Genomic DNA, 20,015 nt, shown 5'->3' on the forward strand with positions numbered 1-20,015 from the left:
ACTTAGAGGGCACGCGAACAGGACATGGCGGCGCCCACCTCGATCACGACGGGCATCCACCTGCCCTATTTGCGTGCCCTCTTACGGTCGAGGCATGGTCCGAGTAGCGGAAACCACGCGAGTGGCACAGATCACCGGGCCCGGCACGGGCACCGACGAGCGGTTCGGCATCCACGCCACCGATCTCGGCATTCTCTGGGACGCCGGGGACGGTCGCGTGCTGGTCCTGTTCGGCGACACCTACGGCGAGGGCTGGGGCGGTGACGGTGCCGGACCGCCCGAGGCGGACTGGCGGTGCAACGTGCTCGCCCATTCGTCCCAACGCGACCTTTCGAAGGGACTGGTGCTCGACGGCGTGGTCCCCCGAGAAGACGGGCTGGCCGCGCAGGTGCTCGCGTCAGCGGACGCGCGCGACGAGGTGACGATCATTCCCAACGCGGGCATCGCGATCGACGGCAAGCAGTACGTGCAGTACATGTCGGTCCGCGGCTGGGGCCCGCCCGGACAGTGGCACACGAACTACGGTGGCATCGCGGTTTCCGCCGATGGCGGCGAAACCTGGGAGCAGCCGGGGCGGGCGCGCTGGATCAACCGAGCCGAACGCGACCACCCGTTCCAGATCGGCTCGTTCGCCCGCGATGGCGACTACGTATACCTGTTCGGCACCACCAACGGCCGCTTCGGACCGGCCTACCTGGCGCGGGTCGATCCGGCGTCGGTACTCGAACCAGCGGCCTACCGGTACTGGACCGGGGACGGCTGGGGCCGCGACGAGTTCGCCGCCGCGCCCGTGCTGGGAGAACCGGTCGGCGAGCTGTCCGTGGAGTACAGCGTCCACTTCGGATGCTGGCTGGCGATGCACCTCGACGAGCACCGCGCGGCGATCGTGCTGCGCACCGCGGACCGGCTGGAGGGTCCTTGGTCGGACGGGCAGGTGGTGGTGTCCGGGCGGGAGTGGCCCGCGCTCTACGGCGGTTACCTGCACCCGTGGTCCCTCGACGGCGACGAGATCTACTACCTGATCTCGCAGTGGGGGCCGTACAACGTGTTCTTGATGCGCTCGAAGCTAGAGCAGTAGGTCCGCGAGGACGAACGGGTACACCACGGCGTCGTAACCGATTTCGCCGTGGAAGCCCGGCGCGTCGTCGCCGCTGCCGTGCTGGTGCACGCCGAGTCGCGAGTGGAACCAGCCGGGGCGCCCGGGAATCCCGTTGTGCCGCGCCAGCCACAGCACCACCTCGGAGTCGGCCCACTTGTCCGGGTGCAACTCGTGCAGCCACTGCTCGTAACCCGCGTACACCAGCACCCGCTTGATGTTCGCGGCGTGCCGGATCCCGCGGATCCAGGACTTGATGAAGCGATCGCTGATGCCGGGCGCGCGCACGTCCAGCGACGGGGCCAGCGAACCCGGTGCGAAGACGCCGAGCGGACTCGCCGTGCGCAGGAAGTGCGTCACCTGTTCGTGAACCGATCCAGGGCGGGCGAAATGCCGCGCGCCGGTGTGCAGCCCCGCCGTCTGGGCGGCCCGGACGTTGCGGATGGCCGCTGTATCGCTCCAGTTCGTGCTCTCGGTGATGGTCACGCTGGAGAACAGAACCCCGTGCGCGCGGACGGTTTTCCAGTCGTCCACGGTTTCGTGGTGGGACAGGTTGATCCCGCGCTCGGGCTCAGGTTCGCGCATCCGCCTCCTCCCCCGAGGTAAGTGAAAGGCCACCATACGTGCGACAAGCACATATGGTGGCCTCACCGTCCAGCGTGTCCGAAAATGTCAGCTCGTCACGCGTTCTCCTTCTGGAACGTGCGCACGCCCCAGAACAGCGAGAGCACCGCCATCACCAACAGCGCCACGCAGCCGGTGAACAACGCGTCCATCGTGATGTCACCGCGGAACGCCGCGCGCTCCGCGTCGACCACGTGGGAGAACGGGTTGATGCGCGAGAGGTTGTACAGCCACGCCGGCGCGAGTCCGGTGGTGATCGGCACCAGGATCCCGGACAGCAGCAGCAACGGCATCAGCACCGCGTTCAGCAGCGCCGGGAAAGCCGTCTCGCTCTTGATCAGCAGTGCCACCGAATACGAGGCCGAGCCGAGCGTGATCGCCAGCAGCGCCACGATCAGCAGGCTCAGCAGCACCCCGGGCACCGGTGCGTCCAGCGGGAACACCAGGAACGCCACCACGATGATCAGCAGTGCCTGCACCACCGCCTGGAAACTGGCCGCCAGCAACTTGCCCAGCAGCAGCGCGGCCCGGCTGACCGGGGTCACGCGGAAGCGTTCGGTGACCCCGGCGCGGTATTCGGCGAGCAGGCCGAAACCGGCGAACGAGGTGCCGAACAACGCGGTCTGCACCATGATCGCCGGGGTGAGCACCGCCCAGGAGTTGCCCGGCGGGAAGCCCGGCGTGCTCTGCACCACCTTCTCCATCAGCGGACCGAAGAAGAACAGGTAGAGCAGCGGCTGCATGATGCCGATCAGCACCCAGGCCGGGTTGCGCAGGGACAGCGTCATGTCCCGCTTGAAGATCAACCAGATGTCACGGAACACGGGCGGCCTCCGGTGCGGGCGTCGCGGCTTCGGCGTCGCGCAGCGAGCGGCCGGTCAGGGTGAGGAAAACGTCGTCCAGGGTGGGGCGGTGCACCTGCATCGACTGCATCGCGATGCCGGCCCCGTCCAGCGCGCGCAGCAGCTCCGGCATGGCCACGTCCCCGCGCGGCACCCGGAAGCTCACCGTGTCCTCCACAATGGACACCTCGTGCGCGCCGGTCAGCCGTCCGGCGATCTCGGCCGCGGCGGCGGCCGACTCGGCGGGCACGCCGACGGTCACGCCGTCGCCGGAGACGCGGGCCTTGAGCGAGTCCGGGGTGCCTTCGGCGACGATCTCGCCGTTGTCGATGACCAGCACCCGGTCGCACAGCGAGTCGGCCTCGTCGAGGTAGTGCGTGGTGAGGAAGACCGTGACGCCGTGCTCGGAGCGCAGCGCGCGGATGTGCTCCCACAGGTTCGCCCGGCTCTGCGGGTCCAGCGCGGTGGTCGGCTCGTCCAGGAAGACCAGGCCGGGGCGGTGGATCAGGCCGAGCACGATGTCGAGGCGGCGGCGCTGGCCACCGGAGAGCGTTTTGGTCTGGCGCTGGTCCAGGCTGGCCAGGTCCAGCCGCTCGGCCAGCTCGGCACCGCGCGCCAGTGCGTCGGCCTTGCTCAGCCCGTACAGCCTGCCCTGGATCTCGATCTCCTCGATCACCTTGCAGTCCTGCCAGGTGCCGCCCGCCTGGGCGACGTAGCCGATCCGGCGCCGGACGCCGACCGGATCGGTCAGCAGGTCGCAGCCACCGACGGTGGCCTCGCCGGAGGTCGGTTTGAGCAACGTGGTGAGCATCCGGAGCGTGGTGGTCTTGCCTGCCCCGTTCGGCCCGAGGAAGCCGACCAGTTCCCCCTCGGCCACCTCGATGTCGACGCCCTTGACCGCGTCGACCGTGCGGCCACGGGCGGTGAACCGCCTGGCGAGGCCGCGTGCGGTGATCATGGAATCCCCTCTCGGTAATCAAATTTGACTAGTGAAGCGAGCGGTATGTTTCCCTACCTATCGTCATCAGGTCAAACGTGATTACCGGTTGATCGGGAACGTGGGCTCGTGGTCGTCGGCCATCCGGTACTCGCCGGCCTCCAGCGCGGCGACCAGGTCGTGCACCCAGGACCGCACGGTTTCGGTGAGCCCACCCCAGAGCCCGTACATCCGCACCACGTGCGGCGGGTGTCCCCAGTCGTGCGCGTGCTCCGCGGTGTGCGCTGTCTCGGCGGTCGCGCCCTCCAGCCGGACCTCCAGCAGCTTCAGCAACTCGACGGCGCGGGCGCGCTCCAGCATCGGCATCAGCACGATGCCGGCGGAGAGCAGGTGCCCGGTGATGTCGGCGTCGGTGAGCGCGCCGGTCAGCAGCCGGTAGAACTCGCGCTCGCCGGCTTCGGTGAGCTGGTAGGCCACCCGGTCCGGGCCGCGCCCCGACTCGGTGCTGACCTCCTCCAGCAGCTCCTCGGCGGCCATCTTCTTCAGCGCGTGGTAGATCGAGCCGGGCTGCACGTTGGCCCAGCTGTCCGCGCGCCAGTTGAGCAGCTCCCGCCGCACCTGGTAGCCGTGGGCGCGGCCGCTGATCCGCACCACGCCGAGCACCAGCAAGCGGGTCGCGGACAACGGGCCTCCCAGGACAAAACGCAAGTGACAGCTTCCGTAGGCTAATCCGGTATGAGCACCCCAGTGTTGACCGCGGTGGCCTGGCCCTACGCCAACGGCCCCCGCCACATCGGCCACGTATCCGGATTCGGCGTTCCGTCCGACGTCTTCTCCCGCTACCAGCGAATGGCCGGCAACCGGGTGCTCATGGTCTCCGGTACCGACGAACACGGCACGCCGATCACCGTCCAGGCCGACAAGGAGGGCCTGACCGCCCAGCAGACGGCGGACAAGTACACCCGGCAGATCGGCGAGGACCTGCGCGGCCTCGGCCTGACCTACGACCTGTTCACCCGCACCAGCACCGGCAACCACGCCGCGGTCACCCAGCAGATCTTCCTGGCCCTGCACCGCAACGGCTACGTGGTGCCGAAGACGACGCGCGGCGCGATCAGCCCGTCCACCGGGCGCACCCTGCCCGACCGGTACGTCGAGGGCACCTGCCCGATCTGCGGGTACGACGGCGCCCGCGGCGACCAGTGCGACAACTGCGGCAACCAGCTCGACGCCGCGGAGCTGATCAACCCGAAGTCCCGGATCAACGGCGAGACGCCGAAGTTCGTCGAGACCGAGCACTACTTCCTCGACCTGCCCGCGTTCACCCAGACCCTGGGCAAGTGGCTGTCCACCAAGACCGACTGGCGGCCCAACGTCCTCAACTTCACCAAGAACCTGGTCGACGACATGCGGCCGAGGGCGATCACCCGCGACCTCGACTGGGGCGTGAAGATCCCGCTGGACGGCTGGCGCGACCAGGGCATGAAGCGGTTCTACGTCTGGTTCGACGCGGTCATCGGCTACTTCTCGGCCAGCGTGGAGTGGGCGCGCCGATCCGGTGAGCCGGACGCCTGGCAGCAGTGGTGGAACAATCCCGACGCCCGGTCGTACTACTTCATGGGCAAGGACAACATCACCTTCCACGCGCAGATCTGGCCCGCGCTGCTGATGGGGCACAACGGCCAGGGCGACAAGGGCGGCGAGCCCGGCCCGTACGGCGAGCTGAACCTGCCCAGCGAGATCGTCTCCAGCGAGTTCCTCACCATGAGCGGCTCGAAGTTCTCCACCTCGCGCGGCACGGTCATCTACGTCAACGACTTCCTGCGCGAGTACGGCCCGGACACGCTGCGGTACTTCATCGCCGCGGCCGGTCCCGAGACCCAGGACACCGCGTTCACCTGGGACGAGTTCGTCCGGCGCACGAACTTCGAGCTGGCCAACGAGTGGGGCAACCTGGTCAACCGGTCGATCTCGATGGCGCACAAGAACAACGGCGGCGTGCCCGCGCCGTCCGCGCCGTCCCCGGCCGACGAGGAGCTGAAGACGCTGTCGCGGCAGGCGTTCGAGACCGTCGGCGCGCACCTCGGGCGCTCGCGGTTCAAGCAGGCGCTCGGCGAGGCGATGCGGGTGGTCTCGGCGGCCAACAAGTACCTGTCCGACCAGGAGCCGTGGAAGCTGAAGGAGGACACCGCGCGGCGCGACAGCGTGCTGCACACCGCGCTCCAGGTGGTCTCCGACGCCAACACCATGCTGACCCCGTTCCTGCCGCACTCGGCGCAGAAGGTGCACGAGGCGCTCGGTGGCACGGGCGTCTGGGCGGCCCAGCCGGAGCTTCAGGACGTCGACGACCTCGACATCGACGGTCGCGTGAACCCGATCCTCACCGGGGACTACGCGGCCGAGCAGGCATCGTGGTCGTCCGTCCCGATCGAGGTGGGCCGTCCGCTGGCCAAGCCGTCGCCGCTGTTCGCCAAGCTCGACGCCAAGCTGGCCGAGACCGGTCCGGAATGGGCCCCGATCGAGCCGTGAGCAAGAAGGACACGAGCAGTTCGGGGGTCCGGGGGTCGTCCCCCGAGCGGACAACGCTGCCACCGGTGCCGGAGAAGCTCCCGGCACCGGTGGTCGACGCGCACACGCACATGGACGCCTGCGGGGCGGTCACCGCGGCCGACGTGACCGCCATGGCCGACCGCGCCGAGGCGGCCGGGGTGACCCGCGTGGTCACCGTCGCGGACGACCTCGCCGCCGCCCGCTGGGCCGCCGAGGCGTCCACTTGGGACAGCCGGGTGTTCGCCGCGGTCGCGGTGCACCCCACGCGCACCAAGGACTTCGGTGAGGCGGAACGGTCCGAAGTGGAGCGTCTGGCCCGCGGGGAGCGGGTGGTCGCGGTCGGCGAGACCGGGCTCGACTACTACTGGGACTACGCCCCGCACGACGCCCAGCAGGAGGCGTTTCGGTGGCACATCGACCTGGCGAAGCGGCTCGGCAAGACGCTGATGATCCACGACCGCGACGCGCACGACGACGTGTTCCGGATCCTGGCGGAGGAGGGCGCGCCGGAGACGGTGGTCTTCCACTGCTTCTCCGGTGACGGAGAGTTCGCCCGGAAGTGTCTCGACGCCGGGTACGTGCTCTCGTTCGCGGGCACGGTGACCTTCAAGAACGCGCGCGGACTGCACGACGCGGCGCGAATCTCACCGCTCGGTCAATTCGTGGTCGAGACGGATGCGCCATTTTTGACCCCCCACCCGTACCGGGGACGGCCCAACGAGCCCTACTGCACGGCGTACACCGTGCGTAACCTCGCTGAGCTGCGGGAAGAGTCCGTGGAAACGATCTCGAACGCGGTGCGCGAGACCGCCGAACGGGTCTTCCGACTCCCCGCTGTTACTTAGGGTTTGACGCATTGCGACAAAAGATCAGGCCTGCTGGGCCATCTGAGGAGTGATGCAGATCACGACACTGCGGGGGGTGTTTGCGCAACCTCCGAGTCTTCGTTACTGTCCCGTGATCGTGCCGGTCGGTTGTCCGCAGAGGGGCTGTCGCCGGTACACCCACAGTCACGTCAGTGCACGTCGGGGAAGTGCGAACGGGCCCCCGAAGCCCGGGAGGACTTGGATGGCGCTGGCTGCGGGAGCCGGATAACAGGTGCTTCGGCGCCGAAATGAAGGCAACGGCCTTTTTCTGAAAGGGATCGACCCAGTGACTGGTGGTTACAGGCGCGGCGAATACCCGCGCCAGGACAACCCGACGAGCATGTTCGCCTCTTCCGGGGGCGGCGTCGGTACGCTCGACTGGCCCAACCCCGAGGGCGAGCTGGACTTCTCCGACGACCTGAACGTCACCCAGCACGACGTGCTCACGGTGCTCGGCCCCGACGCCGACGCGCTGATGGCCGAGGCCAATGTCGACGTCGACGAGCTGATCCGGCTGATCAACGCCGAGACCACGATGCTCCCGCCGATCGTCATCCCCGACGAGATCAGCGAGGACCGGGTCGCCAAGGGCGCGCCGATGCCCGTCGAAGACGGTGTCGTCAAGGCCGCGAAGACCTGGAAGAAGCGCTTCCTCAAGGGCACCGTGCTGGCCGTGCTGCTCACCCTGACCGGTGGCGGCGCCGCCGCGATGGCGATGAACAAGAGCGTCACCGTCGACGTCGACGGCGCGCAGCAGACGGTCAACACCTTCGGCGGCACCGTCGGCGAGGTGCTCAAGGACGCCGGCTACCAGATCGGCGCGCACGACGCGATCTCGCCGTCGCCGGACGCCGCGGTGGCCGACGACACGGTCATCACCCTGGAGCGCGGCCGTCAGCTGAACCTGATCGTCGACGGCAGCCCGCGTGAGGCGTGGGTGCGCGCGACCACCGTGTCCGAGGCGATGACCCAGCTCGGCCTCGCCGAGGCGGCCAAGCCCGGCACCTGGATGTCCGTCGGCGGGGACGGCCAGATCCCGCTCGAGGGCATGACCCTCGAGGTCAAGACCCTGAAGAACATCACCCTGTACGACGGTGGCAACGAGCCCCGCCAGGTGCAGACCAACGCGGTGACCGCCAAGGAGTTCTTCGGCGAGCTGCAGCTGACGATCGGCCCGGAGGACAAGGTCGACGGCGGCATGGACTACAAGCTGACCGACGGCGCCGAGGTGCACGTCAGCCGCACCGGCGTGTCCGTGGTCAACGAGAACGAAGAGATCCCGCCGCCGGTCGAGGAGATCAAGGACGACACGCTCGACAAGGGCAAGACCGTTGTCGAGGAAGAGGGCGAAGCCGGTTCGAAGAACGTCACCTACCGGGTGACGAAGGAGAACGACAAGGAAGTCGCCCGCGAGAAGATCTCCGAGGAGATCACCAAGGAAGCCAAGCCGAAGAAGGTCCGGGTCGGCACCAAGAAGGCCCCGAACCCGGCGATCTCCGATGGTTCGGTGTGGGACAAGCTCGCGCAGTGCGAGTCCTCCGGCAACTGGGCCGCCAACACCGGCAACGGCTACTACGGCGGTGTCCAGTTCCACCCCAACACCTGGAAGGCCTACGGCGGCACGCAGTACGCCGCGCTGCCGCACCAGGCGACGCGGGAGCAGCAGATCGCCATCGCCACCAAGCTGCGCGACGCCAGCGGTGGCTACAAGGCCTGGCCGCACTGCTCGAAGAAGCTCGGCCTCGCCTGACGCTCACTTTTCTGAAAGAGGCCCCCGCGCGCACGCTCGCCCGGGGGCCTCTTCATGCCGTGAAGCCGGGTGGCCCCGCTCACAAACCGCCACCCGGCAACGGCAGCGGGGTGGGGATCCGCCAGCTCGGAGCGCCGGAGCCTAAACTCACGCGAGTGACCAAACCTGCCGGGCTGCTCGGCCCCGCCGAGATCCGCGGCTTGGCGGCCGAGCTGGACGTGCGGCCGACCAAGAAGCTCGGCCAGAACTTCGTCCACGACCCCAACACCGTGCGCCGCATCGCCGAACTCGGGAAAGTCACCGAAGACGACGTCGTCCTCGAAGTCGGCCCCGGCCTCGGGTCTCTCACGCTCGGCCTGCTCGCCACCGGCGCCCGCGTGGTCGCCGTCGAGATCGACCCCGTGCTGGCCCAGCGCCTCCCCGCGACCGTCGCCGAGCACGCGCCCGACGCGGCCGGACGACTGACCGTCGTCGGCGCCGACGCGCTCAAGGTCCACCAGCACGACGTCGGCGAGCCCACCGCGCTGGTCGCGAACCTGCCCTACAACGTCGCCGTACCCGTGGTCCTGCACCTGCTCGCGGAGCTGCCCAGCCTCCGGCGCGGGCTCGTCATGGTCCAGACCGAGGTGGCCGACCGGATGGCCGCCGGCCCCGGCAGCCGGACCTACGGAGTGCCCAGCGTCAAGCTCGCCTGGTACGGCCGCGCGAAGAAGGTGGCCGCGGTGCCGCGCGCGGTGTTCTGGCCGGTGCCCAACGTCGACTCCGCGCTGGTCGCCTTCGAGCGGGTGCCCACCACCCGTGCCGTCGAGCGGAAGACCGTTTTCGCCGTGGTCGACGCGGCCTTCTCGCAGCGCCGCAAGACCCTGCGCGCGGCGCTGGCCGGGTGGGCCGGGTCCGCCGAGCGCGCCGGCCGGCTGCTGACCGCGGCCGGTATCGATCCACGGACCCGGGGTGAGCAACTCACGGTCGAGGATTTCACCCTCATCGCGGCGGCGGCCGAAAACGAGGGATAACGCCGCTGTTCGTGTGATCTCCGACTATGGACTTGCGTTTCACGATCCGGATCGGGTGTACTCGTTGGGCATCCATCCCGAGCGACTGAGAGGCCTGGCTCGCCGAAGTCGCAGCAACCACCCGAGAGGGCAGGTGCTAACGCCAGGACCGATGGAGGAATCCTGTGTACCGGTCGCGATTGCTGACTCGACGCCGAGTAGTGGATGAAGGTCGCCGCACGGTAAGTGCGTGTCGTCGCTCCAACGACTGACCCAGTAACCACTTCGCCGCTTTCCGGTTTACGCCACACCGTCGTTTCGGACGGTGCTTCCTTGTGGTCGGCGCGCGTCCGCGCCCAGCTGTTGGAGCATTCACGTGATCACGCTCGAAAACCTGACCAAATCCTTCCCCGGTGACGCCGCACCCGTCCACGCGCTGCGCGACGTCAACTTCGACATCAACGCGGGCTCGCTCTACGGCGTCGTCGGCGCGGCGGGCTCGGGCAAGTCCACCCTGGCGCGTTGCGTCGCGCTGCAGGAGCGCCCGGACCGCGGCGTCGTCCGGCTGGACGGGCTGAACACCGGCACGCTCGACGGCCGCCGCCTGCGGGAGATCCGCCGCCAGGTCGGCATCGTCGACTCCCGCGCCTCGTTGCAGCCCGAGCGCACCGTCGCCGGGAACGTGGCCTCGCCGCTCGAACAGCTCGGTGTCGAGGGCCCGCGTCGCCGCACCCGCGTCGGCAACCTGCTCGACCTGGTCGGCCTGACCCAGCGCGGCGGCCAGCACCCCGCCGAGCTGAACCCCGGCCAGCGCCGCCGGGTGGCCGTGGCCAAGGCACTGGCCACCTCGCCCGCCGTGCTGCTCGCCGACGACCCGACCGCCGGGCTCACCGGGGACGACGCGGCCGGTGTGCTGACCGCGCTCGACCGGGCCCGGGCCGAGCTGGGCCTGACCGTGCTCGTCACCACTCCCGACGCCGGCGTGGTCCGCCGCATCTGCGACGACGTCGCGGTGCTGGAGGACGGCAAGGTGGTGGAGAACGGCAACGTGCTCTCGCTGCTGGTCGACCCGTCGAGCCGCACCGCGCAGGCGGTGCTGCCCGCCATCGAGACCACCCGCGCGCAGTCGGCCCGCTACGACCGCGCGGTCGACGTGGTGCTGATCGGCTTCGCCTCGGTCGGCGCGCTGCTGCCCGAGGCCGCCACCCGGTTCGGCATCGACATCGCCACCATCGGCGGCGGCCTGACCAGGATCGGTGACACCCCGGTCGGCCGGTTCCGCATCGGCCTCCGCGGCGAGCAGGCCGACGGCGCGCTGGCCTGGATCGCCGAGCGCGGTGCGCACGTGACGCACCCGGTCAGCGGCCCGCAGGGCGTCGCCGCCTGAACCAACCTGTGGCAACCACCAAGTCGTGCGTGCGCTGGGCCGGAACGGCACTACGCACGCACGACTTTTTTGCCGCCACGTAGGCTTGTCCCCGTGCTCGCTGTCGTTCCGCCTCCAGTCACCGTCCGGGTGCCGTCGAAGATCAACCTGCACCTGGCGGTCGGTGACCTGCGCGAAGACGGTTACCACGAGCTGGTGACCGTGTTCCAGGCGCTGTCGCTGGCCGACGAGGTGACCGTGGCGGTGACCGACGATCCGGGCGTCGAGGTGTACGGCGAGGGCGAGAAGTCCGTGCCCACCGGAGCGAACAACCTGGCCTGGCGCGCGGTGCAGGCGCTGGCCGCGCACGTCGGCCGCGCGGAGAGCGAGCCGAAGATCCGGGTGGTGCTGCGCAAGGGCATCCCGGTGGCCGGTGGCATGGCCGGTGGCAGCGCCGACGCGGCGGCCACCCTGGTCGGCCTGGCCTCGCTGTGGAAGCTGGAGATCACCCGCGACGAACTCGCCGAGGTCGCCGCGAAGCTCGGCAGCGACGTGCCGTTCGCGCTCTACGGCGGTACCGCGCTCGGCACCGGCCGCGGTGAGCGCCTGGTGCCCGTGCTCTCGCGCCACACCTTCCACTGGGTGCTCGCCTTCGACCAGAAGGGCCTGTCCACGCCGAGGGTGTTCAGCGAACTCGACCGGCTGCGCGAGGAGGGCGATCCACCGCGGATCGGGTCGCACGCACCGGTGGTCGAGGCGCTCGCTTCGGGTGACCCGCGGCAGCTGGCCCTGTTGCTGGGCAACGATCTTCAGGCCGCCGCCGTCTCGCTGCGCCCCGGGTTGCGCCGCACGCTGCGTGCCGGGGTGAACGCGGGTGCGCTGGCCGGCACGGTCTCCGGTTCCGGTCCCACCTGCGCGTTCCTCTGCGAGGACGCCCAATCCGCGCTCGAAGTGGCGGCCGAGCTGTCCGGCGCCGGGGTCTGCCGCACCGTGCGCGTGGCACACGGGCCGGTGCCCGGCGCGAGAATGGTCGGCGGCGACACCGATCCCCGTCCCGTCCCGCCGCAGGTGCACGCGTAATGGTCAACCTGGTCAACCTCGAATCGGTCTCCAAGTCCTACGGTGTCCGCCCGTTGCTGGACGCCGTCTCGCTCGGGGTCGGTGAGGGTGAGCGCATCGGCGTCGTCGGCCTCAACGGCGGTGGCAAGACCACCCTGCTCGAAGTGCTCACCGGCATCGCGGAACCGGACAGCGGCCGGGTCAGCCAGGTGCGGGGGCTGCGGATGGCCGTGGTCACCCAGCGCACCGAGCTGGTCGGCGAGACCGTGCGCGACGCCGCGCTCGCCGCCTACGACGCCGACCACGAATGGGCCGCCGACGCGCGCGTCCGGTCCATTGTGGAGGGTCTGGGGATCACCGCGCTGGGCCTGGACAATCCGACCGCCACGCTCTCCGGTGGCGAACGGCGCCGGGTGGCACTGGCCGCCGCGCTGGTCGGCGAACTGGACCTGGTCGTGCTCGACGAGCCGACCAACCACCTCGACGTCGAAGGCGTGCGCTGGCTGGCCGACCACCTGCTCGCGCGGAAGGTCGCGCTGGTGGTGGTCACCCACGACCGCTGGTTCCTGGACACCGTCTGCGGCCGGACCTGGGAGGTCGTCGGCGGCCGGGTCGAGCAGTACGAAGGTGGTTACGCCGACTGGGTTTTCGCGCGGGCCGAACGCGCGCGGCTGGCCGCGACGCTGGAGGAGAAGCGGCAGAACCTGGCGCGCAAGGAACTCGCCTGGTTGCAGCGCGGGGCGAAGGCGCGCACGTCCAAGCCGCGCTACCGGATCGAAGCCGCCGAGGCGCTGATCTCCGATGTGCCGCCGCCGCGGGATTCCGTCGAGCTGATGACCTTCGCCAGGCGCCGGCTGGGCAAGACCGTCGTCGAGCTGGAGGACGTGACCCTGGCCGCCGGGGAGAAAGCGTTGCTGGACAACGTGACCTGGCGCATCGGGCCGGGTGACCGAATCGGCCTGGTCGGGGTGAACGGCTCCGGCAAGACCACCTTGCTCAAGGCGCTGGCGGGGGAGACCGAGCTGGCCGGTGGCCGCCGGATCCAGGGCAAGACGGTGCGCCTGGCGCACCTGACCCAGGAACTCGAAGACCTGCCAGGACATCTGCGTGTGCTGGAGGCGGTCGAGCAGGTCGCCGGGCGCGTGGTGCTCGGCAAGCACGAGCTGTCCGCGTCGCAGCTGGCCGAGAAGCTGGGCTTCCCGCCCGCGCGGCAGTGGACGCCGGTCGAGGACCTCTCCGGTGGCGAGCGGCGGCGGCTGCAGCTGGTGCGCCTGCTGATGGCCGAGCCGAACGTGCTGCTGCTCGACGAGCCGACGAACGACCTGGACATCGATACCCTGCAGCAGCTGGAGGACCTGCTCGACTCGTGGCCGGGCACCATGGTTGTCGTCTCGCACGACCGGTACCTGGTGGAACGGGTCTGCGACGCGGTCTACGCGCTGTTCGGCGACGGCCGCATCACGCACCTGCCCGGTGGCATCGAGGAGTACCTGACGCGGCGCCTCGCCACGCTCGCCGAACGTCCCGTGGTGAAGAAGGAGCCCGTCGCCGACACCGGCCCGAAGCTGTCCTCCTCGGAGGTCCGCGCGCTCGGCAAGGAACTGTCGCGGCTGGAGCGCAAGCTGGACCAGTTGCACGACAAGGAGCAGAAGCTGCACGCGCAACTGCTCGAGGCGGCGACCGATCCGGCGAAGCTGATGGACCTGAACGCTCAGCTGAAGACCGTGCGGGCGGAGAAGGACGAGGTCGAGCAGCGCTGGCTGGAGACCTCCGAAGCGATCGAGTAGCCCACTCATTAAGGTGATCCCATGAGTCGGTTCGTGGACACCCTGGTCGCCACCGCGGCCGCGGGCGGTCAGCAGCGGGGCATGGTCACTGGGGAGCCGCACGAGCCGGTTCGCCGCACCTGGGCGGAGGTTCATGAGCAGGCGAAGCGCTTCGCCGGCGAACTGATCCACCGCGGGCTGGAGCGGGGCAGCGCGGTCGCCGTGCTGGCCGCCGCGCCCTCGCTGATCGCGCCGACCGTGCAGGCGGTCTGGCTGGCCGGTGGCAGCGTGACCATGCTGCACCAGCCGACCCCGCGCACCGACCTCGCCGAATGGGCCGAGGACACGCTGCGTGTGCTGCGCATGATCGGCTCGGAGCTGGTGCTGCTCGGCGAGCCGTTCGACCAGCTGGCGCCGGTGCTCACCGAGCACGGCATCGCCTTCCACGCGATCACCGAGCTGGACGCCGGGGAGCCGGTCACCGAGCCGGTGCCGGTCGGCGAGGACGACCTCGCGCTGCTGCAGCTGACCAGTGGTTCCACCGCCGAGCCGAAGGCCGTGCGGATCACCCACGGCAACCTGTACACCAACGTCAAGGCGATGGTCGAGCGCGCCGAGTTCGACTTCGGCACCGACGTGATGGTCTCGTGGCTGCCCACCTTCCACGACATGGGCATGGTCGGCTTCCTCACCGTGCCGATGACCTTCGGCGTGGAGCTGGTCAAGATCACCCCGGTCGAGTTCCTCACCGGGCCGCTGATCTGGCCGCGGCTGATCACCAAGTACGGCGGCACCACCACCGCCGCGCCGAACTTCGCCTACGCGGTGGTCGGCAAGCGGATGGCGCGGGCCGACGAGGAGTTCGACCTGTCGAAGCTGCGGATCGCGCTGAACGGCGCCGAGCCGATCGACGAGACCGCCGTGCAGACCTTTGTGGACGCCGGGGCGCGGTTCAAGATGCCGCCGGAGTGCGTGTTCCCGGCCTACGGCATGGCCGAGGCGACGCTCGCGGTGTCGTTCGCGCCGCTGTTCACCGGGCTGACGCTGGACGTGGTGGAGGCCGAAGCGCTGGAGGCGCACAACCGCGCGGTGCCGGTGCCCGAGGGCGACCCGCGCCGCGGCACCGAGGACGTGCGGTCGTTCGCCGTGCTCGGCCGCCCGCTCGACGGGCTCGAAGCGCAGATCGCCGACGACTCCGGCAAGGTGCTCGGGGAGCGCGAGGTCGGCGAAATCCGCCTGCGCGGGCCGGCTGTCACCCCCGGATACTTCACTGTGGACGGTCCTTTGGAGACGCAGGACGCCGAGGGCTGGATCGACACCGGCGACCTCGGTTACCTGGTGGACGGCCAGATCGTCATCTGCGGCCGCCGCAAGGACGTGATCATCATGGGCGGCCGGAACATCTACCCGACCGACATCGAGCGCGCGGCCACCTCGGTGGAGGGCGTGCGGCTGGGCAACGCGGTCGCGGTCCGGATCGACGCGGGCAGCAGGCGCGAGCGGTTCGCCGTGGTGCTGGAGTCCAAACTGGCCGGTGACGAGGCCGAGGAACGACGGCTGGCCAAGGAGGTCGCCGCCCGCGTGCGCGACGCGGTGGACGTGCGCCCGTTCGCCGTGGTGGTGCTGCCGGCCGGAAGCCTGCCGAAAACACCGTCGGGCAAGGTCAAGCGCGCGGCCACCGCGTCGCGGTACGCCGAGCAGATCGAGCGCGCGGGCCGCTAGCCCGCCGGCGAGTTGCGTACTCGCCGCCAGAGGGGCTTGCGGCAGTGGGTGTGCTCCAAAGCCGGCGCGATGTAGGCGTTCGTCGCGTGCGGGGTCCAGCCCTCGCGGGCGGCGAGCGTGCTTTCGACCTGGCGCAGGAAAGCGTCGACCTCCTGCTGGTCGTAGCCCCGCTTTCCGAGCGCCGGCCTGCCGAAGGACACCTCGTGCACCTGGGCGGCGGTCAGGTGGTCCTCCCCGTCGAGCGTCTTGGCGATCCGGTCGAGGAACTTGTCCACGTCGGCTTCGCTGTAGCCGCGCGTGCCGATCGGCGCGCGGTGGAACTGGATGGTCAGCGCGTCCGCCCCGGTGATGGTCATCATCGCTCCAGGTACTGGTCGGCCGGGGCCGAGCGGGCCCTGGCAGCGGTGGCCTGCGCGGCCTCCCTGGCGACGGGCACCTGGTGCGCCCGCCAGTCGGCCCCGAGGTGGGACAGCAACGCCTCCTCCGCGGCGTCGAGGAACTCGTCGACCTCGCGCTCGTCGTACCCGCGCTTGCCGATCAGCGGCTTGCCGAACACCACGTGGTGGACCTCGGCGGCGGTCAGGTCGTCCTGCCCGTCGAGGGTCGCGGCGATCCGCTGAACGAAGTCGTCCACCTCGTTCTTGGCGTAACCGCGGCGGCCGATCGGTGCGTTCCCGAAGGCGGTGCTCCGGGCGTCATCGGCGCTCAAGGACATGAGGGGTCTCCCTAGGGTTTCGGTTACGTCCCCTATCCGTCCTAGTGCGCCGGAGGCGGCACGCGGAAGCCCTGCTACTCGAACAGGGGTGAGACCCAACGCCTTTGGGTGAGCAACTGGGCACTGAGGGTGTCGATCGTCACTCTTCCCGCCGAGGCCCAGGTCACAGGCGATCAGCCGGCGTGGAAGGCGTTCTGGGCCGCCAGCAGCCCGTTGGCGATGAGCGCTTCGACAGCGTCGGCGCATCGATCGAGGTTGAGCGCGAGTTCCTTGCGCTCCACGGTGGAGAAGTCCTTGAGCACGTAGTCCGCCGGGTCCATCCGGCCGGGCGGGCGGTCGACGCCGAAGCGGACCCGGAAGTAGTCCTTGGTGCCGAGCGACTTGGTGATCGAGCGAAGGCCGTTGTGCCCGTTGTCGCCGCCGCCGAACTTGAGCTTCAGCGCGCCGTAGGGCAGGTCCAGCTCGTCGTGCACGACGACTACACCGTCCGGGCCCACCTTGAAGAAGCGCGCGGCACCGGCGACCGGACCGCCGGAGAGGTTCATGAACGACCGGGGCTTGACCAGCGCCACCCGGCGTCCGGCGAGGCGGCCTTCGAGCACCTCGCCGCCGGTCTTGTGCGCCTTGAACTTGCCGCCCATGCGCGCGGCCAGCTCGTCCAGCACCAGGAAGCCGGCGTTGTGCCGGTTGCCCGCGTACCGGGGCCCCGGATTGCCGAGGCCGGCGAGCAGGATCTGCTCGCCGGCCCCGGGCAGGTCGGTTTCCACGAGGGAATTACTCCTCGGTGGACTCGGGCTGGTCCTCGACCACCCCGGCGCCGTCGGCGTCGACCTGGCTCTCCATGGCCGCCTCGTTCGGGGCCTCGTTCACCGCGACGACCAGGTACTCGCCGTCGGTCACCAGCTCGGCGCCGGTGGGCAGCGCGACCTGGGCGGCGAGGATCTGGGTGCCGGCCTGCAGGCCCTCGACCGAGACCTCGACCTGCTCCGGGATGTGCAGCGCCTCGACCTCGACGGTCAGCGTGTCCACGTCCTGCGAGACCAGGGTGCCCGGGGCGGCGTCGCCGGTGATGACCACCGGAACGTCCACGGTGACCTTCTCGCCACGCTTGACGACGAGCAGGTCGACGTGCTCGATGTAGTTCTTCAGCGGGTGGACCACGATGGTCTTGGTCAGCGCCAGCTCGGTGGCGTTGCTGGAGCTGTCCACGTCCAGGGTGATCACGGCGTTGGTGCCGTTCTCACGCACGACGCGGGCGAACTCGATGGCCGGCAGCGACAGGTGCCGCGGGTCCGAGCCGTGACCATAGAGAACCGCGGGGATCTTGCCGGCGCGCCGCGTGCGCCGCGCGGCGCCCTTGCCGAACTCGGTGCGCGGTTCGACGGACAGACGTACCTCGGACACGGTGAAGCACTCCTTACAAATCTTCGGCGAAAAACAGGTGGTGAGGTCTGGGGACCATCTCGGCTGCGCCGGCGGCGAATCCCACGACGTGACCTGGACGCGTGGCGACTCAAGCCGCCGCGTCGATCACGTCGGACACCACCAGGTGCTCGTGGGGTCCGCCTCGCCGAGACAACCCGCACAGTGTAGAGCAAGCCGGTCCGGCGGCCTCGCGGCGGGGGAGCGGGAACCGTTATCCAACGGTGGCGTCGGATGAGTACATTTCGTCTGGCGAAACGAAAGCGAGGGCCGTCATGGGGAGGAGCCGGGTGCGGGGGTTCGCCGTGCTCGTCGCCGGGGCAGCGCTGGTGCTGGCCGGTTGCGAGGTGTCCACCATCGGCGCGGCCGGTCCCGCCGCGGCCGACCAGGCGAAGGCCGACGCGCGCACCGCCCAGCGGGACGCGGTCAAGGCCGCCGTCGACGATCTGGCCGAGCAGGAGGCCATCGCCTACCGGAGCCAGTTGCGCAACGACGCCGGTGAGCTGGTCGACCTCGCGCTGAGCGTGACCAAGAACGGCACCACCTACGGCGCGGTCGGCGTCGGCGGCCAGGTGGTGAACCTGGTCGAGGCGGACGGCAAGCCGTACCTGTCCGCGCCGCCCGCCTACTGGAAGACCCAGGGCGTGGACGACGGGCAGGCCGAGGAGTACGGCAAGCGCTGGATGTTCGTCGAGGACTCCGACCTGCCGCTGCGGGCCAGCCAGGTGCTCACCCCGCGCGAAATCCGCAACGCGCTCTACGACGCCTCGCTCGGCCTGGACCAGCTGGCCGACCCGGTCAAGACGCGGCTCGCCGACGGCACCGAGGTCTACGAGCTGTCGCTGCCGAAGGGCAAGCTGCAGATCACCGCGGTCAAGCCGCACCGGGTGGTCTCGTTCGACGCCGGGCTGATCGACGGCACCGGCAAGGCGTTCGGCGCGGGCACCGTGGTCAGCCCCGGCGGGCTCACCGGTGACGCGCTGGCCCAGTTCAAGAACGGGCTCGGCGGTGCGGTGGACGCGTTCGCGCAGGCCTTCGACTACGCCGCCGAGCTGGTGGTGCTGGTCGACGGCAACGACCTCCAGTGCGCCACCAGCGGGTCCTGCACCTCGAACATCAAGGTGCGCAACTCGATCACCGGGGCGGACGGCCGGGTCTCCGGCGTGCGCATCCTGGCCAAGGCCGACGTCAGCGCGCCGGGCCTGGGTAGCCAGACCTGCACCGCGGAGGCCACCGCGGCGCCGAACTCGGTGGTCGACGTGCCGTGCACGGTCCGGTTCAGCGTGCCGAACCGGACCGCGTCCTACCAGGTGACCTCGATGCCGTCGGCGACCGGCGAGGCGATCGCCGCGGTGGACGTCGGCGCGATCAAGCAGAAGATCGAGGCGGAGTTCGCGACGCTCGGCGGTTAACGCAGGATCTGCAGAATGGGTGCGAACGCCTCCATCACCGGTTCGAAGACGGTGAAGTAGGTGAAGCCGTAGCGGTCGCGGAGTTCACGGACGCGGTCGGCGATTTCGGTTTCGGTGCCGATGAGCAACTGCGGGGCGGCCAGCATCTCGTCCACTGTGGACTCTGCGCGCTCGGCCCACTTCGTTGCGGCGGCCGGTTTGTCGTCGGTGACCACGACGTCCTGGATGAGCATGTTCGACTCGGTGTCGGCGCCGAGGGTTCGGTAGAAGTCGACGCGCTCCTGTAGTTCGGCCGGGGTGGCCAATCGCCAGACGCCCGGTTCGGCGCCCGGTTTCGGTTTGAGCCCGGCGAAGCCGACGATCTGCGCGTGCTCGGCGGCGATCCGCAACACGCCCTTGCTGTTGCCGGCGATGAGCATCGGCGGCATCTCGACTTCGTCAGCTTCGAGGCGCCTTCGGAGATCGGCGATGGTGCCGGTGAGATGGTCGAGGCGGGTGGGGAGGTCCTGCCAGGGCAGGCCCGCGTCGTCGAACTCGGCCTTCATGTGCCCGGCGCCGAGGCCCAGCTCGAAGCGGCCGTCGCTGAGCTGCACGGTGGCGGCGACGTCGCGGGCGAGAATGGCGCGGTTGTGGAAGGGAACGCTGAGGACGAGGGTGCCGACGTTGATTCTCCTGGTCACCGCGGCTGCCGCGGCTGCTGCCGGGAAGGGAGCAGGGGTGCCGCCGCCGAGGTGGTCGGGAATGGTGATCACGTCGTAGCCGAGGTCCTCGGCCGCGCGGCACTTGGCGGCCCACGCCTGGGCGGAGCCGATGGAGCGAAGGGTGACGCCGAATCTGAACTCGCGCATGGGTTGGGACGGTAGTCCGGACTTTGGTGGTTGTGGGGCGGGTTCGCG

19 protein-coding genes and 1 riboswitch are annotated in these 20,015 nt (G+C 69.9%); of the genes, 10 read left to right on the forward strand and 9 right to left on the reverse strand.

Annotated elements, in window-relative coordinates; all coding sequences use genetic code 11:
* Positions 1-94 precede the first annotated feature (94 nt).
* Positions 95-1,078: a DUF4185 domain-containing protein gene (locus tag YIM_RS04610; protein WP_153029143.1), complete on the forward strand. Its 984-nt coding sequence runs from the start codon at positions 95-97 to the stop codon at positions 1,076-1,078.
* Here the strand turns inward: YIM_RS04610 and YIM_RS04615 are convergent.
* From YIM_RS04615 to YIM_RS04630, 4 genes are all read right to left on the reverse strand, one after another.
* Positions 1,067-1,681 (reverse strand): GH25 family lysozyme, encoded by a 615-nt coding sequence (locus YIM_RS04615; RefSeq protein WP_153029144.1) that lies wholly within the window; start codon positions 1,679-1,681, stop codon positions 1,067-1,069. The two genes, YIM_RS04610 and YIM_RS04615, sit on opposite strands and share 12 nt — an antisense overlap.
* Positions 1,682-1,776: 95 nt before the next feature.
* The gene (locus YIM_RS04620; RefSeq protein WP_153029145.1) at positions 1,777-2,544 is read right to left on the reverse strand and encodes an ABC transporter permease; all 768 of its coding nucleotides are present in this window, start codon (positions 2,542-2,544) and stop codon (positions 1,777-1,779) included.
* Positions 2,534-3,520, reverse strand: coding sequence for an ATP-binding cassette domain-containing protein (locus tag YIM_RS04625; RefSeq protein WP_153029146.1), 987 nt, complete (start codon positions 3,518-3,520; stop codon positions 2,534-2,536). The genes YIM_RS04620 and YIM_RS04625 overlap by 11 nt, the downstream gene beginning before the upstream one ends.
* An 81-nt stretch (positions 3,521-3,601) precedes the next feature.
* On the reverse strand, positions 3,602-4,183 hold the full coding sequence (locus YIM_RS04630) for a PadR family transcriptional regulator (RefSeq protein WP_153029147.1): 582 nt from the start codon (positions 4,181-4,183) through the stop codon (positions 3,602-3,604).
* A gap of 51 nt (positions 4,184-4,234) precedes the next feature.
* Here YIM_RS04630 and metG point away from each other — a divergent pair, with 51 nt between their 5' ends.
* The 8 genes from metG (at position 4,235) to YIM_RS04670 (ending at position 15,570) form a co-directional block, all read left to right on the forward strand.
* Positions 4,235-6,028, forward strand: a complete 1,794-nt coding sequence (metG, locus tag YIM_RS04635; RefSeq protein WP_153029148.1) for a methionine--tRNA ligase — start codon at positions 4,235-4,237, stop codon at positions 6,026-6,028.
* Between the two features lie 65 nt (positions 6,029-6,093).
* Positions 6,094-6,894, forward strand: a complete 801-nt coding sequence (locus tag YIM_RS04640; RefSeq protein ID WP_228004558.1) for a TatD family hydrolase — start codon at positions 6,094-6,096, stop codon at positions 6,892-6,894.
* A 361-nt stretch (positions 6,895-7,255) separates the two neighbouring features.
* The gene (locus tag YIM_RS04645) at positions 7,256-8,665 is read left to right on the forward strand and encodes a resuscitation-promoting factor (RefSeq protein ID WP_153036787.1); all 1,410 of its coding nucleotides are present in this window, start codon (positions 7,256-7,258) and stop codon (positions 8,663-8,665) included.
* Positions 8,666-8,820: 155 nt separating this feature from the next.
* Positions 8,821-9,678, forward strand: coding sequence for a 16S rRNA (adenine(1518)-N(6)/adenine(1519)-N(6))-dimethyltransferase RsmA (rsmA, locus tag YIM_RS04650; RefSeq protein WP_153029150.1), 858 nt, complete (start codon positions 8,821-8,823; stop codon positions 9,676-9,678).
* A 69-nt stretch (positions 9,679-9,747) separates the two neighbouring features.
* Positions 9,748-9,836, forward strand: a riboswitch (SAM riboswitch).
* 197 nt (positions 9,837-10,033) lie between these two features.
* A complete protein-coding gene (locus tag YIM_RS04655; protein ID WP_153029151.1) occupies positions 10,034-11,044 on the forward strand; it encodes a methionine ABC transporter ATP-binding protein in 1,011 nt (336 codons plus the stop codon).
* A gap of 93 nt (positions 11,045-11,137) precedes the next feature.
* Positions 11,138-12,103, forward strand: a complete 966-nt coding sequence (locus YIM_RS04660) for a 4-(cytidine 5'-diphospho)-2-C-methyl-D-erythritol kinase (RefSeq protein WP_153029152.1) — start codon at positions 11,138-11,140, stop codon at positions 12,101-12,103.
* The gene (locus tag YIM_RS04665) at positions 12,103-13,869 is read left to right on the forward strand and encodes an ABC-F family ATP-binding cassette domain-containing protein (protein WP_153029153.1); all 1,767 of its coding nucleotides are present in this window, start codon (positions 12,103-12,105) and stop codon (positions 13,867-13,869) included. The genes YIM_RS04660 and YIM_RS04665 overlap by 1 nt, the downstream gene beginning before the upstream one ends.
* A 21-nt stretch (positions 13,870-13,890) precedes the next feature.
* Positions 13,891-15,570, forward strand: a complete 1,680-nt coding sequence (locus YIM_RS04670) for a fatty acyl-AMP ligase (protein WP_153029154.1) — start codon at positions 13,891-13,893, stop codon at positions 15,568-15,570.
* Here YIM_RS04670 and YIM_RS04675 read toward each other — a convergent pair.
* From YIM_RS04675 to YIM_RS04690, 4 genes are all read right to left on the reverse strand, one after another.
* A complete protein-coding gene (locus tag YIM_RS04675; protein ID WP_153036788.1) occupies positions 15,567-15,926 on the reverse strand; it encodes a DivIVA domain-containing protein in 360 nt (119 codons plus the stop codon). The two genes, YIM_RS04670 and YIM_RS04675, sit on opposite strands and share 4 nt — an antisense overlap.
* On the reverse strand, positions 15,926-16,285 hold the full coding sequence (locus tag YIM_RS49820) for a DivIVA domain-containing protein (RefSeq protein ID WP_153029155.1): 360 nt from the start codon (positions 16,283-16,285) through the stop codon (positions 15,926-15,928). The genes YIM_RS04675 and YIM_RS49820 overlap by 1 nt, the downstream gene beginning before the upstream one ends.
* Before the next feature lie 173 nt (positions 16,286-16,458).
* Positions 16,459-17,052, reverse strand: coding sequence for an aminoacyl-tRNA hydrolase (pth, locus tag YIM_RS04685; RefSeq protein ID WP_153029156.1), 594 nt, complete (start codon positions 17,050-17,052; stop codon positions 16,459-16,461).
* Between the two features lie 7 nt (positions 17,053-17,059).
* Positions 17,060-17,689 carry a 50S ribosomal protein L25/general stress protein Ctc gene (locus YIM_RS04690; protein ID WP_153029157.1) on the reverse strand — a complete coding sequence of 210 codons (630 nt, stop codon included), beginning with the start codon at positions 17,687-17,689 and terminating at the stop codon, positions 17,060-17,062.
* 308 nt (positions 17,690-17,997) lie between these two features.
* On the opposite strand from YIM_RS04690, the gene YIM_RS04695 reads away from it, so the two are divergent.
* A complete protein-coding gene (locus YIM_RS04695) occupies positions 17,998-19,119 on the forward strand; it encodes a hypothetical protein (RefSeq protein ID WP_153029158.1) in 1,122 nt (373 codons plus the stop codon).
* On the opposite strand, the gene YIM_RS04700 is transcribed toward YIM_RS04695, so the two are convergent.
* A complete protein-coding gene (locus YIM_RS04700; protein ID WP_153029159.1) occupies positions 19,116-19,967 on the reverse strand; it encodes a TIGR03621 family F420-dependent LLM class oxidoreductase in 852 nt (283 codons plus the stop codon). The two genes, YIM_RS04695 and YIM_RS04700, sit on opposite strands and share 4 nt — an antisense overlap.
* Between the last annotated feature and the right edge of the window lie 48 nt (positions 19,968-20,015).

Source organism: Amycolatopsis sp. YIM 10 (assembly GCF_009429145.1).
Lineage (GTDB): Bacteria > Actinomycetota > Actinomycetes > Mycobacteriales > Pseudonocardiaceae > Amycolatopsis.

Excerpts from the sequence above, each read along its gene's own strand:
- YIM_RS49820 (WP_153029155.1), bottom strand. The coding sequence starts at position 16,285 with ATGTCCTTGAGCGCCGATGACGCCCGGAGCACCGCCTTCGGGAACGCA.
- YIM_RS04615 (WP_153029144.1), bottom strand. The coding sequence starts at position 1,681 with ATGCGCGAACCTGAGCCCGAGCGCGGGATCAACCTGTCCCACCACGAA.
- YIM_RS04625 (WP_153029146.1), bottom strand. The coding sequence starts at position 3,520 with ATGATCACCGCACGCGGCCTCGCCAGGCGGTTCACCGCCCGTGGCCGC.
- YIM_RS04645 (WP_153036787.1), top strand. The coding sequence starts at position 7,256 with ATGTTCGCCTCTTCCGGGGGCGGCGTCGGTACGCTCGACTGGCCCAAC.
- metG (WP_153029148.1), top strand. The coding sequence starts at position 4,235 with ATGAGCACCCCAGTGTTGACCGCGGTGGCCTGGCCCTACGCCAACGGC.
- YIM_RS04700 (WP_153029159.1), bottom strand. The coding sequence starts at position 19,967 with ATGCGCGAGTTCAGATTCGGCGTCACCCTTCGCTCCATCGGCTCCGCC.
- YIM_RS04610 (WP_153029143.1), top strand. The coding sequence starts at position 95 with ATGGTCCGAGTAGCGGAAACCACGCGAGTGGCACAGATCACCGGGCCC.
- YIM_RS04665 (WP_153029153.1), top strand. The coding sequence starts at position 12,103 with ATGGTCAACCTGGTCAACCTCGAATCGGTCTCCAAGTCCTACGGTGTC.
- YIM_RS04675 (WP_153036788.1), bottom strand. The coding sequence starts at position 15,926 with ATGACCATCACCGGGGCGGACGCGCTGACCATCCAGTTCCACCGCGCG.
- YIM_RS04670 (WP_153029154.1), top strand. The coding sequence starts at position 13,891 with ATGAGTCGGTTCGTGGACACCCTGGTCGCCACCGCGGCCGCGGGCGGT.